This window comes from Mesobacterium hydrothermale, assembly GCF_035818635.1.
Classification (GTDB): Bacteria; Pseudomonadota; Alphaproteobacteria; order Rhodobacterales; family Rhodobacteraceae; genus Mesobacterium_A; species Mesobacterium_A hydrothermale.
Window position 1 is genome coordinate 123,772 of sequence record NZ_JAYLLH010000008.1, and the last position, 16,694, is coordinate 140,465.

13 protein-coding genes and 1 tRNA gene are annotated in these 16,694 nt (G+C 62.7%); 7 read left to right on the forward strand and 7 right to left on the reverse strand.

Annotated features, from left to right (window positions below; genetic code table 11):
* Window positions 1-10: 10 nt before the first annotated feature.
* The 6 genes from VK792_RS08035 to tcuB all read left to right on the forward strand — a co-directional run bounded on the left by VK792_RS08035 (window position 11) and on the right by tcuB (window position 4,390).
* On the forward strand, window positions 11-955 hold the full coding sequence (locus tag VK792_RS08035) for a Gfo/Idh/MocA family oxidoreductase (protein WP_326296945.1): 945 nt from the start codon (window positions 11-13) through the stop codon (window positions 953-955).
* 122 nt (window positions 956-1,077) lie between these two features.
* Window positions 1,078-1,167: transfer RNA gene (locus VK792_RS08040), tRNA-Ser, on the forward strand.
* A gap of 99 nt (window positions 1,168-1,266) precedes the next feature.
* On the forward strand, window positions 1,267-1,503 hold the full coding sequence (locus VK792_RS19520) for a DUF6538 domain-containing protein (RefSeq protein ID WP_353962940.1): 237 nt from the start codon (window positions 1,267-1,269) through the stop codon (window positions 1,501-1,503).
* Between the two features lie 235 nt (window positions 1,504-1,738).
* Window positions 1,739-1,951 carry a hypothetical protein gene (locus tag VK792_RS08045; RefSeq protein WP_326296946.1) on the forward strand — a complete coding sequence of 71 codons (213 nt, stop codon included), beginning with the start codon at window positions 1,739-1,741 and terminating at the stop codon, window positions 1,949-1,951.
* Between the two features lie 2 nt (window positions 1,952-1,953).
* A complete protein-coding gene (gene tcuA / locus VK792_RS08050; RefSeq protein WP_326296970.1) occupies window positions 1,954-3,345 on the forward strand; it encodes an FAD-dependent tricarballylate dehydrogenase TcuA in 1,392 nt (463 codons plus the stop codon).
* Window positions 3,335-4,390 (forward strand): tricarballylate utilization 4Fe-4S protein TcuB, encoded by a 1,056-nt coding sequence (gene tcuB / locus VK792_RS08055; RefSeq protein ID WP_435404836.1) that lies wholly within the window; start codon window positions 3,335-3,337, stop codon window positions 4,388-4,390. The genes tcuA and tcuB overlap by 11 nt, the downstream gene beginning before the upstream one ends.
* 129 nt (window positions 4,391-4,519) lie before the next feature.
* Here tcuB and VK792_RS08060 read toward each other — a convergent pair whose 3' ends face one another.
* The 6 genes from VK792_RS08060 to VK792_RS08085 form a co-directional block, all read right to left on the reverse strand.
* Window positions 4,520-9,808, reverse strand: coding sequence for a DUF4214 domain-containing protein (locus tag VK792_RS08060; protein ID WP_326296948.1), 5,289 nt, complete (start codon window positions 9,806-9,808; stop codon window positions 4,520-4,522).
* 354 nt (window positions 9,809-10,162) lie between these two features.
* On the reverse strand, window positions 10,163-11,785 hold the full coding sequence (locus VK792_RS08065; protein ID WP_326296949.1) for an alpha/beta hydrolase: 1,623 nt from the start codon (window positions 11,783-11,785) through the stop codon (window positions 10,163-10,165).
* Between the two features lie 237 nt (window positions 11,786-12,022).
* Window positions 12,023-12,520: a hypothetical protein gene (locus VK792_RS08070; protein ID WP_326296950.1), complete on the reverse strand. Its 498-nt coding sequence runs from the start codon at window positions 12,518-12,520 to the stop codon at window positions 12,023-12,025.
* Between the two features lie 160 nt (window positions 12,521-12,680).
* On the reverse strand, window positions 12,681-14,021 hold the full coding sequence (locus VK792_RS08075) for a serine hydrolase domain-containing protein (RefSeq protein WP_326296951.1): 1,341 nt from the start codon (window positions 14,019-14,021) through the stop codon (window positions 12,681-12,683).
* 271 nt (window positions 14,022-14,292) lie between these two features.
* The gene (locus tag VK792_RS08080; protein ID WP_326296952.1) at window positions 14,293-14,670 is read right to left on the reverse strand and encodes an alginate export family protein; all 378 of its coding nucleotides are present in this window, start codon (window positions 14,668-14,670) and stop codon (window positions 14,293-14,295) included.
* A 30-nt stretch (window positions 14,671-14,700) separates the two neighbouring features.
* Window positions 14,701-15,513 carry a hypothetical protein gene (locus VK792_RS08085; protein WP_326296953.1) on the reverse strand — a complete coding sequence of 271 codons (813 nt, stop codon included), beginning with the start codon at window positions 15,511-15,513 and terminating at the stop codon, window positions 14,701-14,703.
* 104 nt (window positions 15,514-15,617) lie between these two features.
* On the opposite strand from VK792_RS08085, the gene VK792_RS08090 reads away from it, so the two are divergent.
* Complete coding sequence (locus VK792_RS08090) at window positions 15,618-16,100, forward strand: hypothetical protein (protein ID WP_326296954.1); 483 nt, start codon at window positions 15,618-15,620, stop codon at window positions 16,098-16,100.
* 140 nt (window positions 16,101-16,240) lie between these two features.
* Here the strand turns inward: VK792_RS08090 and VK792_RS08095 are convergent, their stop codons facing one another.
* Window positions 16,241-16,687, reverse strand: coding sequence for a MarR family winged helix-turn-helix transcriptional regulator (locus tag VK792_RS08095; protein ID WP_326296955.1), 447 nt, complete (start codon window positions 16,685-16,687; stop codon window positions 16,241-16,243).
* Window positions 16,688-16,694 lie beyond the last annotated feature (7 nt).

A 16,694-nucleotide genomic window follows, 5' to 3' on the forward strand; every position in this document is an offset into this window, starting at 1 on the left:
AGGAAAAGACATGCGGATTTGTGTCGCTGGCGCCTATGGCGCTTTCGGGATCAAGCACCTTGACGCGCTGGCCAATATCGACGGCGTGACCGTGACCTCGGTCATGGGGCCGACCCGGGCCAAGATCGACGCACTGGCCGCCGAGCGGGGCATCGGCCACGCCGCCACCACGCTGGAGGACTGCATCGCCCGCGATGACGTGGACGCGGTGATCCTGGCCACGCCCACCCAGTTGCACGCCGCACAGGCCATTGCCTGCATGAAGGCCGGCAAGCCGGTGCTGGTGGAAATCCCGATGGCGGATTCGCTGGCCGATTCCGAAGAGATCGTGCGCGTCCAGCGCGAGACCGGGGTTCTGGCCATGGCCGGCCAGGTGCGCCGCTTCAACCCGTCGCACCAGTGGATCCACAACAAGATCGTGGCCGGCGAGCTGAAGGTCCAGCAGATGGACGTGCAGACCTATTTCTTCCGCCGGTCGAACATGAACGCCAAGGGCGAGCCGCGATCCTGGACCGACCATCTGCTGTGGCACCACGCCTGCCACACGGTTGATCTGTTCCAGTACCAGACCGGCGAAACCGTGTCGCAGTGCTACGGCCTGGAAGGCCCGCACCACCCTGATCTGGGCATCGCGATGGACATGTCCATCGGCATGAAGACGCCGTCGGGTGCGATCTGCACCCTGTCGCTGTCGTTCAACAACGACGGGCCGCTGGGCACGTTCTTTCGCTATATCTGCGACAACGGCACCTATATCGCCCGCTATGACGACCTTTATGACGGGCGCGAGAACCAGATCGACCTGTCGGACGTGGCGGTGTCGAACAACGGGATCGAACTGATCGACCGCGAATTCGTTGCCGCGATCCAGGAAGGCCGCGAGCCCAACGGCTCTGTCGCCCAGGTTCTGGAGGCGATGCGCACACTGGACCGGATCGAAAAGAGCTTCGCCTGACGCTCCCTGACCGGGGTGTGCCAGGTGCATGCCCCGGCCTTTTTCCCTGCGGGCACAAGAGATTGCAGCGAAGCCGCAATTTCTGCTTGTCATCGCCCGCCCTCCCCCATAGACAGGCCAGCGGAGACGTGGCCGAGTGGTCGAAGGCGCTCCCCTGCTAAGGGAGTAGACGGGAAACCGTCTCGAGGGTTCGAATCCCTTCGTCTCCGCCACTTGACCTGTAACCCACTGGTCAATCTACAGTTTTCCAAGAGCGAAACTGGCAAATCCGGCTCCTGCTACAGAATACTGCTACAGTGGGAGCGCCAAGGATGGGCATTACTCCGCATCTCGTGCTTCGCGGCACGACATATTATTTTCGCATGGCCGTGCCCCGCCACCTCGTCAAAAAGGTGGGTCGGGCCGAAGTCTCGACCTCTCTGAGAACTGTTCATCGCAAGGAGGCGACGCTAAGATGTCGCTATCTAAGCAATTCGTTGGACGTTTATTTTCAGGGGCTTGGAATGCAAGATGGCCCGAGCATTGAGGACATTGACGCCGAGATATAGGCGTACTTCCAGCGGGCGCTGAACTGGTCGCTGGAATACACCGAGGTGTTCATGGACGATCCGACGCTTGATGCTGACGCAGAAGCGGCAGGGATGCCTGATCTGATCGGGCACTATCAGGCCCAGCTCAAGTCCGGCAAGTTCAGTCAAGCCGTGCAGAGCGATGCAAGCGACCTTCTGGCTCCCTTACTCCCCATCGGAGGCAAGGCCGACCTGACACGCCTGTCGCGGTATCGTGCAAGCGAAGATCGAACAGTTCCGCCGCCTCATGGGGGATTTGACAGGGGACTACTCCGGCCTTGGTCAAGGCGATCCGCGATTTGCGGGGATGGCCGCGACGGGCTATCCGCCGCTGGCGGGTGATGAGGACGAAACAGACGGCGAAACATTGCAATCAATTGCAACGCGGTTCCGCGCTCATAAAGAAGAAGTCGGTGACCTGTTGTGAGCCTGTCCGAGACCCCCGATATTGTCGTGATCGGCGGCGGCAATGCCGCGCTTTGTGCCGCAATCACCGCCGCCGAGGCAGGTGCCCGCGTGCTGATCCTTGAAGCCGCGCCAAAGGCCTATCGCGGCGGCAATTCCCGCCACACGCGGAACTTTCGCTGTATGCATCATGGGCCGCTGGGCCCGCTGGTCGACAGCTACACCGAAGAGGAATACCTGGCTGACCTGCTGAAAGTCACCGGCGGCAAGACCCACGAAGGATTGGCGCGACTGGCGATCCGCACGTCCGAGGAATGCCTGCCCTGGATGGATGCGCATGGCGTGCGCTTTCAGCCGTCGCTGTCGGGCACCCTGTCTTTGGCGCGGACCAACGCGTTTTTCCTGGGCGGCGGCAAGGGGTTGGTCAACGCCTACTACCGCACCGCTGAAAAGCTGGGGGTGCAGGTGGCCTATGAGGCGTCGGTGACCCATCTGGAGCTGACCGAAGACCGGATCGACTATATCGACTACACCCAAGACGGCGGCACCCACCGCATCGCACCGAAATCGGTCATCGTCGCCTCGGGCGGATTCCAGGCCGATACCGATTGGCTGGCCCGCGCCTGGGGGCCGGCGGCAAAGAACTTTCTCATTCGCGGCACGCCCTACAATCGTGGCGTCGTGCTGGCCGATCTGCTGGCCCAGGGCGTCGAACAGGTGGGCGACCCGACGCAATGCCACGCCGTCGCCATCGACGGCCGTGCCCCAAAATTCGACGGCGGCATTGTCACGCGGCTGGATTGCGTGCCGTTTTCCATCGTCGTCAACAAGGACGCCCGGCGGTTCTATGACGAGGGCGAGGATGTCTGGCCCAAACGCTATGCGATCTGGGGGCGGCTGGTGGCCGCGCAGCCCGATCAGGTGGGCTATGTCATCATTGACGCCAAGTCGCTGAACCTGTTCATGCCCTCCGTCTTTCCGCCGATCCAGGCCGACACGCTGGAGGAACTGGCGCAAAAGATGGGACTGCCCGCCGATGCGCTGGTGCAGACCGTGGCCGAGTTCAACGCCGCCTGCGGGGATACCTCGAGTTTTCACCCGACCGAGCTGGACGGTGTCACAACCACCGGACTGACCCCGCCCAAGACCAACTGGGCGCGTCCGACTACCGACCCGCCGTTTTACGGCTATTCGCTGCGCACGGGCGTCACCTTTACCTATCTGGGGCTGAAGGTCGACGAGCGCGCGCAATGCGCCATCGGCAATCGCCCTGTCACCAACCTGTGGGCGGCGGGCGAAACCATGGCCGGGTCGATCCTTGGCCAAGGCTACCTTGCCGGGTTCGGCATGACCATCGGAACCGTTTTCGGACGCATCGCAGGCAAGGAGGCCGCAGCCCATGCAACTGCAAACTGATCTGCTGCAAGAGGCCCGTCGTCAGGCCGAGATCTGCAACGCCTGCCGCTACTGCGAAGGCTATTGTTCAGTGTTCCCTGCCCTACACGCGGAACGCGCGTTCAGCGATGGCGCGCTGACGCAACTGGCGAACCTGTGTCACAACTGCCGGGGCTGCTTCTATGCCTGCCAATACACTGCCCCGCATGAGTTTGACCTGAACCTGCCTCAGGCGCTGGCCAATGTGCGGCAGGAGAGCTGGGAAGACCTCGCCTTTCCACGCGCTGCCGGCAAGGCGTTCCAGAAGAATGGTGTGCTGATCGCCGTGGCGGCGGTCCTTGGCTTTGCGCTGCTGTTCTGGGCCGCACGGGCGTCGGGGTCGCAGGGCGGCGAAGGCTTTTACGCCGTGCTGTCGCACAATGCGATGGTGGCGATCTTCCTGCCCGCGTTCCTGTTTCCACTGGTCAGCATCGGCGTCAGCCTGCGCCGCTACTGGCGGCGGGTCGAAGCGGGGCCGTTCAGCGCCGCGCATCTGGTCGTGGCCGTGAAACAGGCCGCCCATATGAAGGACCTGAAAGGCGGGCACGGCGATGGCTGCAACTTCGAGGACGAAGATCGGTTCAGCCATGCGCGTCGGCTGGCGCATCAGGCGGTGATGTACGGGTTCCTGCCGTGCTTTGCGGCGACCAGCGTGGCGACGCTGATGCATTACGCGCTGGCCATGCCCGCGCCCTACGGCCTGCTTTCCCTGCCAAAGCTGCTGGGGGTGTCGGGCGGCCTGCTGCTGGTGCTGGGCTGCGCCGGGATGATCCGGCTCAAGCTGCGGTCCGACCGGGCCCTTGGTGCGCGCGGCGCATTTGGCGGGGAAATCGCGTTTGTCGGCCTCTTGGGGGTCGTGGGCTTCAGCGGGCTGGTGCTTTTCGCCCTTGGCCAGACGGCGGCGATGCCCTTGCTTCTGGCGCTGCATCTGGGGGCGGTGCTGGCGTTTTTCCTGTTGATGCCGTTCACCAAGATGGCACACGGGTTCTACCGGCTGGCCGCCCTCGCCGTGAATGCAAGAAATTGACGGGTGCGCATCGGCAAAAGCTGGACGACCCGAGTCGCCCGGCAGCCCGTCCGGTCGCCGGCACGCAATCCGGCAACGTTCCGATCCGGAAAAAGCACCGGCTTTCTTATGCGGATGCATCACATCCGGTCAGACGAACATTCCCACGTCCATGGTTGACAGGTCGGCACCCACGAACGTTACCATGGTCCCCGCGTCGTTGAACACGACATTTGCGCCGACCTGGGTCATGTACGCCCGAGCCTCTTGCGCCGTGGCATAGCCGAAGCCGTCGAAGCGCAGGCTGTCCCAAAGCTCCAGGTCCAGCACCCGGTGCGACCCGCCATCGGATTGGTCGAAGACGAAAGTATCGCTCATCAATCCGCCGATCAGCACATTCGCGCCTGCGCCACCGGCAAGAACGTCGTCGTTTCCCTGGCCGCGCATCCACGCCATCAAAGGCGCAGCCGTCGCATTGATGAATTCGCGACTCTGGGCAAAACCTTCGACCACCTGGGCGCAGGTCATGCCGGCCCCCAGTCGACCCAGCCAATCGGCCAATCCGCCCGCATCCGCCGCCCGGTCCAACACGTTCCGATAGAGCAGACTGACGAAGCCGGCATCGTCGAGCGCGCCGTAGGTGTTCTGGAATTCGGGGGAACCGGTGAAGCCCTCGATTGCGGTCAGAAAGGGTGTGCCCGAGCCCAGTCGCCCCACCCAGTCGCGGAAACCGCCCAGATCGGGCTGCCGGTCCAGCGTCGCCCCGTAGAGGCGAAAGACATCGTCCGACCAGTTGCTGTCGGTGTGACCATGGCTCCAGGCGACGGCGTCGGTTTGGGTCGTGTTCTGGAACTCGCGGCTGTCCGAGAATCCCAACACCACGTCCGCACGGGATGCCCCCCCTGCCAGCGCGTTCAACCACCCCTGAAGCCCTGCTGGGTCCGAGGGACGGCCCAGAACGTTCTGGTAGAGCAATTCCACGAAGGCCGGATCGTCCAGAGCGCCATACGTATTCTGGAATTCCTGGCTGCCCACGAAGCCTGCCGCCACCTTGGCGGGTGTCGACGCCCCTTCGAAAATCGCCTGCGTCCAGGTCAGATGCCCGCCCATATCGGGTTCGCGCGCAAGGGTGGCAAGATACAAGCGATAGACCTGCCAGGCCACGTCAAGAACCAGCGCCACCTTGAGCCCGTCGCCATAGACAAAATCGTCGCCGGGGCCGCCGTCCAGGTGATCGACACCGCCTTCTCCGGACAGGGTGTCGTTCCCTGCCCTGCCCTCGATCCGTTCAGGCGCCGCGGTCCCGTCCAGCCTGTCCGCCGCGTCGGTTCCGTCGATGGTCGCGCGCGCAACGATCGCATCGGTCGGCGTCGCCCGCATTTCCTCGTCCATGCCGAAGCCGTCGACATAGGTCACCCGGACAGAGATTGCCGCGCCAATGTCCGCAGGCGTCAGCCTGTAATCTTGTCCGGTCGCGCCGGTGATTTCGGTGTCGTTGCGGAACCATTGCCAGTTTGGCAAGCCAATCCCCTGTGCATCGCTAAAGGCGATGGCGGCCCGAAGCGTCGCACCTTCGACCCCGTCGCCCATGATGCGCAGTGCGCCCGTAGGCGCCGCGAAATCCATGGCCGCGATGGTCCGGTCTGTAAACTCGAGGAGGTCTATGCCTGACAGCGTGTCCGACCCCTCGTCAGAGCCGACCTGAAGGGTGCCATCGTTCAGACGGCGCACGGTCACCGTGTCCGAGGCGACACCGAACACCGCCGTGTCGGTGCCGCCGCTACCGCCGCCCAGCAGGTCGTTGCCGCCGCGCCCGGTCAATCGGTCATCCCCAACGCCGCCCAAAAGCTCGTCGTCGGCATTTGTCGCGACGATTTCGGTGCTTTCGAACTCCGAAAGAGACATCCGCTGATTGTACACCCGTCCGTCCGACGCCCGGGCCTGATAGGAGATCCCCCCGATCTCGGCCAGATCCGTGTCGGGTTCCGAGATGATGTAGCCGTCGAGATCGAGCATTCGCATGCGGACGACCTCATACCGCTCGCCACCCGGAGGAGTCGCGGCGTCGACAATCAGCCGGTCCTCGCCTGTCCCGCCGGTCACGGTGGCCCGGTTGAGCCCGCCAAGCGACAACCAAAGCGTGTCGTTGCCACCTCCCATCTCGATCTCGGTGTTGGTGGAACCCCCGGCATTGTTCGTGCCATTCCATGGCAAGTCGCGTACGTAATCGTCCGCACCGCCCAGCTTCAGTTGCAGGGTCTCGAAAGATGAGAACCGCACCGCGCCGTCTTCGGAGCGGTGCTCGCCGGTCGCCGCATCGTAGCGGATGGCAGAGCCAACGCCCGAGAGATCGGCGCGCAGGATGTCCGCCCAGTTTCCGCCGTGCCAGTTGCCGGCGGTCACGGTGCCTGCGATCACGACATCTTCGCCATCACCGCCGTCGATGCTGTCGATGCCGCCCGCGCCGACCAGCAGATCGTTGCCCGCGTTGCCGATCAGCGTATCGGACAGCGCCCCGCCAAAAAGCTCGTCGCCGTTTTGGGTGCCCGAGATCTGTACGCGCTCGAACCCTGACAGCTGAGACAGGCCGACGATTCCGTTGAAGTAGATGCGCCCCACGTCCGCAAGAGATCCCGTGGCAGCCGGGCGGTTCCCAGCGGCATCGCGCATAGCGACGGTCGCGACTGTCATGTTATCATCTGGCGCAGGGACCGAAGCGTCGAGGATCAAAAGATCCTCGCCATCGCCACCTTCAATCGTCGCACGGCCCATACCGCCCGGAGAGATATCGAGCGTATCATTGCCCGCACCCATGTCGATGGCTGGCGTGGTGTTGCCCAGTCCGCCAATTCCCACGGAATGGCCCGGCAAATCGCGTAGGAAATCGTCGCCACTGCCAAGTGTCAGTTTCAGACTTTCGAACGAGGTGAACTGCACCGCGCCGTCGCTGCTGCGATGGGCGCCGGTCGCCGCGTCGTACAGCACAGCTGCGGTCAGCGCGGACAGATCGGCCTCCAACAAGTCGATACCCGCGCTGCCATGCCAGTTGCCCGCGGTTGTCGTGCCCGCTACAACCCAGTCGTTGCCATCACCGCCGTCGATGCTGTCGATGCCGCCCGCGCCGACCAGCAGATCGTTGCCCGCATTGCCGATCAGCGTATCGGACAGCGCCCCGCCAAACAGGCTGTCATTCTGTTCGGTGGCGGCGATGCTGACCCGTTCGAAACCGTCTGTAGAGGTCCGCCTGTTGTAGGTCTGGTCGTTGAGAGCGCCGATAAAGGAGATTGCACGCACATCGGCAATGGATGCAGCGGTGTCGGTCAGAAACCCGTCATCGCCGCCAAACATCGCTATCCGGTCGACGCGATAGTAGTCGCCCGTGGCCGAGGTTTCCGCGTCAATAATCAGAAGGTCTGCGCCCTCACCCCCCGATATCGTCGCGTTGAAAGCACCGCCAAGAGCGACTGTCACGGTGTCGTCGCCAAGACCGGCGTTCAGGTGCTCACCGTTGCCGCCACCTTTGGAGTCCACGATGACATCGTCGCCGGACCCAAAGGCCACCGACAGGGTTTCGAAGCTTTCGAAGCGCAGGGAACCATCTGTGGTGCGATGTTCCCCGGATTGGGGATCGTAGACAATCGCCTGTGTCATGGCCGAGAAATCGCCCAGCAGAACGTCCCAGCCGGGGCCTCCGCTCCAATGCCCCTGCGTGGTCGTTCCTGCATTGACCACGTCGTTTCCGCCGCCGCTGTCCAATGCCGCGATACCGCCCAGAATCGTGACGCTGTCATTGCCTTCGCCGGTCTCGACACTGTCCTCGCCTTCGGCAAGCTCGACCGTGTCGTTGCCCAGACCGCCCAAGACCGTGTCGTTCCCTGCACCCGGGCGCAAAAGGTCGTTGCCGTCGCCACCTTCAAGCAGATCGTTGCCAGCGTTGCCCATCAGCGTGTCATTGTCGCCATTGCCGCGCAGCGTGTCGGCACGTGCGCCGCCATACACGCGGTCGTTGCGCGATGTGCCCGAGAAATCCAGGATCTCGAATCCGGCGACGTCGAGGACGTTGGCCGTGCGGAATCCTTCACTGACATCCGTGATGTCGGCGTTGCCGCCGCTCAGGTTGGTCATCCTGACACCGACACCCAGCGATACAGTCGTATAGTCGAGGATCAGCGTATCAGTCCCCTGGCCCCCGCGCAGCGTTGACTCGCTGTAGGAAAAGGGCCCCGGATCAGGAGCGCCGATGGTGTCGTCGCCGTCGCCAGCCAGGATCAGGTTCAGATCGCTGTTGGGTTTGCCTGCACCGGAATAGAAGAAATCGTTGCCCGTCGTCAGGTTGATCTGGAAGTTCTCGAAACCTGAAAACCGGGTTTCGTTCCATTGACCCGCATTCCATGTCTGGCTGGCGGTGCTGATCCGGGCGTCATAGACGATCGGTTCCGCGGCCCAGGACAGATCCGCCGCCAGCAGGTCCAGGCCCTCCCCGCCGTTCCAGTGGCCGTAAAGCCCGCCCAGCACGGTGTCATCCCCATATCCGCCATCGAGGTCATTCACGCCCTGGTTGCCAAAGATCAGATCGTTGCCGAAATAACCGTCGATCACGTCGTCTCCGGCCCCGCCGGTGAGCGTGTCGTTTCCGGTGGTGCCCCGAAAATCGACCGCCTCTATGCCGCTCAGGAACAGTCTTCCGGTGACGGGAACGCCGAAAGTGTTGTTGCCGCTGGTATCCGTCAGTTCGATCTCTGCCGGGACCGCATACTGCGAGTTGTGGTAAAGATAGTCTGAGCCCGGTTCGGAATAAGACAGTACCCGGACATGGACCTCGTGGGACTCAGCGGCCTGACCGGGGTCGGAATTGAAACCGTCGAACAGCGACCAGTCGATGACGACACGGTCGCCCCTGGAGTTGGCGCCATGCTCTGGGTCTTCGCCGACAAGGCGCGAACCGTCGTAGTAGTTACCCAATTCCTCGCGCCCGACCGCCCCGCCGAGGAAGATATCGCTGCCGTCGCCGCCCGAATACAGCTGCTGCTGCCTGAGATCGAACAGGACATCGGACCCCGCCGTCGCGGTCGTGGAGACGTCGCCGTCGATTGTTCCGCCAAGGGGTTCGGCCCGGGCGGCCAGATCGGCATAACTCAGCCGGGTAAGCCGTTCGACCGTGCCCGATGCAAACTCGACAAATTCGACATCATCCGCAACGAAGACCTCGATGGCGTGGTTCGCAAAGGCACGGAACCGCAACCCGCCATCGACCGCCTCCCATAGCGCAAGACTGCGCTCGAACGGCAGAATCGCAACATCTGTTCCCGATCCACCCAGCAATCGATCCGACAGGCGCTGCGCAACAAGCGTGTCGTTTCCACCATTTCCATTGATCGTGTCGTTTTCTGACGTGCCTTCAAGACGTTCGTCAGAGTCGGTTCCAATGACGTTTGCCATGAAAGGTTCCCAAGCACCCAAAGTGCCTGTCAAAATACAGAATTTCCAAGCAAAAGCGGCTTCTGCGCACAAAGCGGAAAGTCACCTTTCGCGGTCAACTTTTCAAAGCTGGTCCGATGATCGGCCATGTGTCAAGACTTTCCCGGTCCACTGCACGGGAACCGCAGTGCTCACGGCGCTGTGGGCCTGTCAGAGGCCCCTTTCCAACCTTTGCCAGCACCCATCGGTTTGGTTGCAGCAAATCCGCGTGAACCGGGCCAAAGCGCTGCGGCGCGCTGTGGGCCGTCCATCGACTTGACTGACGCCGGCGTTCCTTGCCGCTTTCGATATCGACGCAGTGGACAGCCCAGAGACTTATCGTTGGCGGTTCGCGCAACCGTGCTGGAAACCCATGTCGCAGTGCCGCTTGAGGCGGACGGTGTCGGCCCCGGTCCAACCCTCGGGCGCTGTCACCTGGACCCAGGGACCGATGTAGTCCTGTGCGTAATAGGCGTGCCCGAACCCGGGGGGCGCCCCGAAAGACAAGGCCATGTCCAAAGCCAGCTGGAACTGTGTCACGACAGGCATGAACATGAGGTGCGCCGACATATCCGGTGCCGGAGGATCGCGCATCCAGGGCGGCGCGCGCCACAGCGACCGTGGGTCATAGAACACCACCGGATCGCTGGAATATTGAAGAAATACGATCCGCATCGGCCCCCAGGCGGCGCCAGCGGCGGATGCGTCGGAAACGTGCGAAGCATAGCGCACCAGAGTGCTGTCACCGATGACCGGAAGGACCCATGTTGACCCCTGGGCCCGCTGGTTCTGAACATAGTTCCAGAACGCGGACGGGAATGGCGGCCCGGCCCAGAACGCCCCGTCGATCGGATCATCCAGCAAGCGAAACAGGTTGGTTGCATGCATCGACGACCATGCTCCGAGACTCAACCCATGAACATAAAGGCGCGGTCGGCTGTCTTTTGGCAGGGTTTTCCAATAGCCATGTATGACATCCTGCAAGGCGGTTGCCTGCTCTAGCCCCGTGTTCGTTTCCAGGATCAGCGCGAGCGGCGATTGCAGGTAGGAATACTGCGCCGCAACGGTCGCGATGTTGCCATCGTGCATGTATTCGACCGGGTCGTGTGATCCGGGGTCCATCCAGCCGGTGCCGGTCGGGCTGGCCACGATCAGCACATCCCTGTCAAAAGCCCCCTGGCGCTTGAGCTCGGCCAGGGCCAGTTCCGCGCGCGCATGAGGTGTGTCGCCGTTGGCACGCCCGACATAGACGCGGATCGGATCGCGTGCGGACCGCCCGGTGAAGGCGGAAATGTCTTCGGCCGTCGGCCCGGAGGTGATGAAATCGCGCCCTGGTTTCCCGATTGCGCTCCAGTCAATCAGCGACGCCGCGCTGCCTGTCATCTGCGGCGCGACTGGCGCCGGCGGCGCGTTTTCGAACAAGGCCTGGGCGGTCTCATAGCTTTCGTCGAGCCCGCGCACAACAACATCAACGATGCCGTCGCGCGTGACCACGAAAAGGATCAATACAACCGCGACAAACCCCAACACATTGGCGCGGCGGGCTGGCATCACGCGCCCCAGACGGCTTCGGATCAGGCGAAACAGCCCCGCGACAAGCCACCCGAGCAGGTAGACCGACAGAAACGTAACGAGTGCCGTGACAAGGATACTGACAAGCCCAAGCGCTTCGGCCGGCTCGAGGCCCATTTTCTGACGGATGTCGTTTTGCCATGTCAGGCTGGAGCCCAGAACCCAGAGAAAAAACACCACCAGAGGCACCGCGATGAGACCGGTCAGACCCTGTGCTTTGCGTCCAGACAGCTGCGGAAGATCCGCGGCCCGCCAAAAAAACGCAACGATCTGACCGATCAGGTATCCGATGGCTGTGACAAGCCCGCCAAGCACGCCCTGAACGTCCGGTCCGCGCGGGATCAGCGATGGCGTCAGCGACGCCGCGAAAAAGAGCAGCCCGAGCAACAGGCAAGGTAGCGAGAAGCGACCGAGAAGCTTGCCAACCAAGGCGATCCTCCAGACAGGTTTATCGGGTCCAAGGGGCGCGCGGCGCGGCGATCACGACAGGCCGGGCTTGCCTTGCGGCCCGGATGATCAAAACCCCAAAGCGATAGTGTTTGACGCAAGCCCCGATATCAAGCGCCCGATATCGGCAAGGACTGACCGCCGCCCAACAGCGCCCCCATGGCCCGACTGATGCCGCTAGTGGATCAGGTGTTTCAAGATCGCAAGTGCAAGACCGATCCCGCCAGCAAACAAGGCCCCAAGCAGAGCGTTCATGACGCTTCGGTCCAGCACCCAGCCGATCCGGGCGCCGGTCGTTGCAAGAAGTGCGATGCAAACGGCCTGAGAGCTCAGCAAAGCGGACTCGGGCTGCATCCAGCCCAAACCGGCGGCCACGAACAAGGCCGTGGGCAGGTTGGCCGCTGCCAGCGTCGGCGTGCTGTGCCGCCACGCGGCTTGCCAACCCGATCGCGTCAGCCGCTGCCCCGCCTCAAGCGCGTGCCCCAGAAATTCCGCGAAAGTCTTGGCCAGCGTGATCGCAAGAACCGAGCCAAAGAGCACCGCGGCTGTTTCGAACGGCGCTTCGGGATGGGCAGCCGTGGCCAGCAGGATGCTAAGCACCGTGATCGCCCCGTAGACGATGCCAAACGCCGCCTTGTCAAACCTTTGCCACCCTGTGGCCTTCGCTGCGCTCATTGCGGTTCACCCCTCCTCTCGCGTGTCATCTGGCCCCCTCGGCGTCGCCCGGCCCGGCGTCAGGGATAGCGCCGGGCCGGAAAAACAGCACGCACCCGACGGAACAGGCGAAACTGACCGGTCATCGGGCGCGCGGGCCGGTTCGCGCAAAGGCCTGTCCTCAGTCACGCGTCATCAGGAAATCGGCGACAGCCTGATAGGCGGGCAGCGACGTAGGGTCGATAAAGCCGTTTTGCGCGCGTGGGAACGACGCCAGTCGCACCAGCACCATCTCTGCGGTGGGATCGACATAGATCGTCTGACCATGCACCCCCCGCGCCGCAAAGGCACCATTGTCATTGTGGAAGACCCAGAACTGACTTGTATAGCTGCCATTGGGGATGGTCGCGAAACCGTGGAACTTCGACGGATCGCCCCCCGCAGCGATGCTTTCGACGACCTCGGCCGGAAACAGGCGCGTGCCATCTGCGGCGACACCCTTGTCCAGCAGCAACTGCCCAAGCCGCCCAAGATCGCGCAACCCTGCCGTGACGCCGCCGCCGGCGAACGGCACACCTTTGCCGTCGACCGTCTGGTAGGCGTCTTGTTCGGCCCCCATCCGCCGCCACAGCCGTTCAGAGGCAAGATCGGTAACCGCCTTACCGGTGACGCGGGAAATCATCCACCCCAGCATGTCCGAATTGATCGTCTTGTAGTGAAAGGCGTCGCCGTGGTTGCCCTCGGGTTTGACCTGCTGAAGGTATTCCCAATAGCCGTCGGGTCCATCATAGCCTTCCGGTTTCGGCAGCGGGCTGGCAGCGCGGGAATAAACCCAGATATCGGCGTTGGGATCCGAATAGTCCTCGGAATATTGCACACCGGTGGTCATATCCATGACCTGCCGCACCGTCGCGCTGGCAAAGGCGCTGTCACCGATGTCGGGGATCACATCGCGGACAAGCAACGTATCGTCCAACACGCCTTCCGTCACAAGGATTTCGCCCATCAAGCCTGTGATCGACTTGGTCATCGACATGATCGCGTGCTTGCCGTCTTCCTCGAGACAGCCGAAATAGCGTTCGTAGACCACCTGCCCCTTGTGCAGGATCAGCATCCCGTCGGTATAGTTGGCATAGAGCGATTGCTCCCAGGTCATCGGTTCGGTTCCACCGATCGGCATGAAGGTCAGCGCGTCGATCTTGCGGGCAAGATCAGCGAACTCGGCCGGGCTGGGATAGGCCAGCGGCACGGGCGCGCCGGTACCACGGCTGATTTCCTCGGTCGGCAGGAACTCTCGCAGGTGACAGACCGACCAGCGCAGCTTGGGAAAGCTGAAATAGTTGCTGTCAGGTTGCGTAATCAGCTTGTCGGGCGGTGGCGGAAAACCCTGCATCCACCCCATGACCTTCGGGTCTGACTCCTGCGCCGAAAGCGGGGCGGTCTGGGCTTGTGCGCCCGTCGCGCCTGCCGCAAGGGCAATCCCCATCGCCAGTGCGATGTGCTTAGAAGTTGACGACGACATTAATGAAACCTCCTGTCCATGGGGCCGCGCTCCTGCCTATGACAATGTCAATTCCGGCCCCGGGATAGGAGACCGAGACACCCGCGGTGAGGAACGTGTTGCGATTTAGGATCCGACTGTATTCGAGGAACAGATCGTCTGCGAGATGCTTGTCGGTGACACCTGAAACGACGTTGCCGCTCAGATCGACACGCGTCGCCTGCCCGAACTGGACAGGGCTGTTCAATTCGTTGGCCCGGATATGCGCATAGCGCAGCGTCCATGTGTCCTGTTACGTCGGCCTGACCTGAACGGCCAGGGTCAGGGCGTTGACGTTGGAGTTGATGAACGTCGAAGCCGATTTGGACCCCGTCGCCCACGCGCTTGGGCTGCCTTGGTAGTATAGGGGGTCGAAACGTTCGAGCTTTGCCGTGTTCGGGTCGTCGCCCGAAAAGCTTTGGTATCCCAAGGTCAGGCTGGGCGACCAGGACATCTCGGCAAAGGTATATCCCGCGGTCACGCGTCCGGCCCAGGCTTCCAGATCGACCCTGTCGTTCCACTGATAGGCGACATCGCCGGTGAACCTCCAGTTTTGCAAGGCGCCGCTGAACGGGCTGGTCTTTGCATAAAGGCCAAGCGTCTTTGTATCCTCGCGCGCGCCGGGCGTCACGGTCGGTGCTCCGACACCGCCCGGTGCGGCCTAGGGATATGGCGAGTCGGAATTGAGCACGGACACAAAGGTCGCCCCCAGATACCCCCCCGCCGGATCATCATAGCGCATGTCGAGGCCGGCCAGTTCGTTGTTGCCGTTCGTCGACGGCAGTTCGTTCGGATCGAGATAGAACGCCGTCCCGGTGACGTTTCCGTAAGTCAGCCGCCCGATAGCCGCCATTTCCCAGGCTTTGCGTGGGCCGAACTTCAACGCGCCCCGCTCGAACCCACTGGTCGCGCCGTTCGCAATCAACATGCCGGTCCCAAGGGTCAGTTCACGCGGCCCCAGTGACAGATCATAGGCAAGGCCGTTGCCCAGATCGCCACGGATCGCAAAATAGGCCTCTTCCAGCGTGGTGGCACCGGTGTCGCCCCGGTCAAACGCATCCGTTCCCCAAGTATATGACGAGACCGCCGACAGCTTTCCATACAGCACGGCCCCGGACTCAAGCTGCAAGTCAAAGCTGATGCCCGGCTTTATGTATCCTTCCAGCCAGTTGGTATCCGGATCAAAACCGCTGCCCGGGTTGGTCGTCGCCGCCAGGTCCCAGAACAGATTCCGTTCGGCAACCGCGTTCAAACCGAATTGCAGGTGACCACGGACGGTCAGGCCGTTCCGATCATGAAACAGCATCGGGTCGCGGTCTTGCGCCAGGGCCGGGACCGACGCGCAGCAAGCCAGAAGAACCACCCCAACCCCCTTGGCAGAGCGGTCATTCTGCTGCGTGCAGCCAGCGTCAGGCCGCCCGACCAGGAAAGCCTTGCGCGCGGAAATCAGTCTGCTCAGGGAAAATCCAGTCAACACGCCCTCGGCCTAAAATTCTTTCAGTTAAAGTGTTAACAGGTTTTGATTGCGGGAAAAGTCACTTGCCGCCCAAAATGGGCGCAAACCATAGGAGAGGCTGAATGCCACTGCGCAACACACGGCAGCGAACCTTTGTCAGGGAAAACTTTGATGCCATTTGGCCCGCGCACCTTTCGGGATTTACCAACCTGCTTGTGCAGCTCAGAAAACGCTTCGACGGCGATCTTGACCTTGTCCTGGTGCTGGCGACCATTAGCAGCCGGACACAGCCCGAAGAGTGGGTTCCGGCACTGGACCAGCTGGGGCGATTGACCCGGGAAACCGCGCCGGAGAGCAACCAAAGCGCGATCAACATTCAGTCGGTGGCAGAGTATTCCGGCATCCCGAGAGAGACCGTCCGCAGGAAGGTGACGCTTTTGCAAGCACGGGGCTGGGTCGACAGAGGCGCGGATGGGCGCCTGACGGTGACGCATGCCGCAGCGCGCGATCTGCAAGACGAAACCGGAAGCACAATCACTTACCTTGCGGCTTTGCTGATCGCGTTCGAAACCGCACAGGCGCAGGCCGCGAGCAGAAACGTTTGATCGTCAAAACCGCGTGACCAGTGTCTTTCGCGACTGGTCGCCGCTCTTTGCGCAGCCCTTGACATACCTGGCTTGCGCGGCTTTTCCGGCCGTGCAGGCCGGTCCACCGTCATCCGCATGCCGCGTCGCAGCGGTGTTCCTCACGCGATCCTGGCCAGCAGCCGTAGCAGCGTCGCCCGCTCTTTTTCGGTCAAAGGCTCAAGCGTGGCCTCGGTGACCTGCTTGGCGGCCTCGACCGCCTTGTCGATCAGGGTGACCCCCACCGGCGACAGCGAAACCAGGTGGCGGCGGCGGTCGTCGGGATCGCGCCGGGTGGACAGCAGGCCACGGGCGATCAGCCGATCGACAACGCCCTTTGTGGTCGCCCCGTCCATCGCCACCGACCGACCCAGAAGGTTCTGCGACATCGGGCCGTCCTCGGCCAAACGGTGCATCACCGAAAACTGCGTCGGGGTCAGGTTGCCCGGCACCTTTGACAGGAAGATCGTCGAATTGCGCTGATAGGCGCGGCGCAGCAAAAACCCGATCTGGTCATCGAGCACATAGCCGTGCTCGGCACTTGTCCGGGGCGTGCGGTCACCGGTCACGGCATCG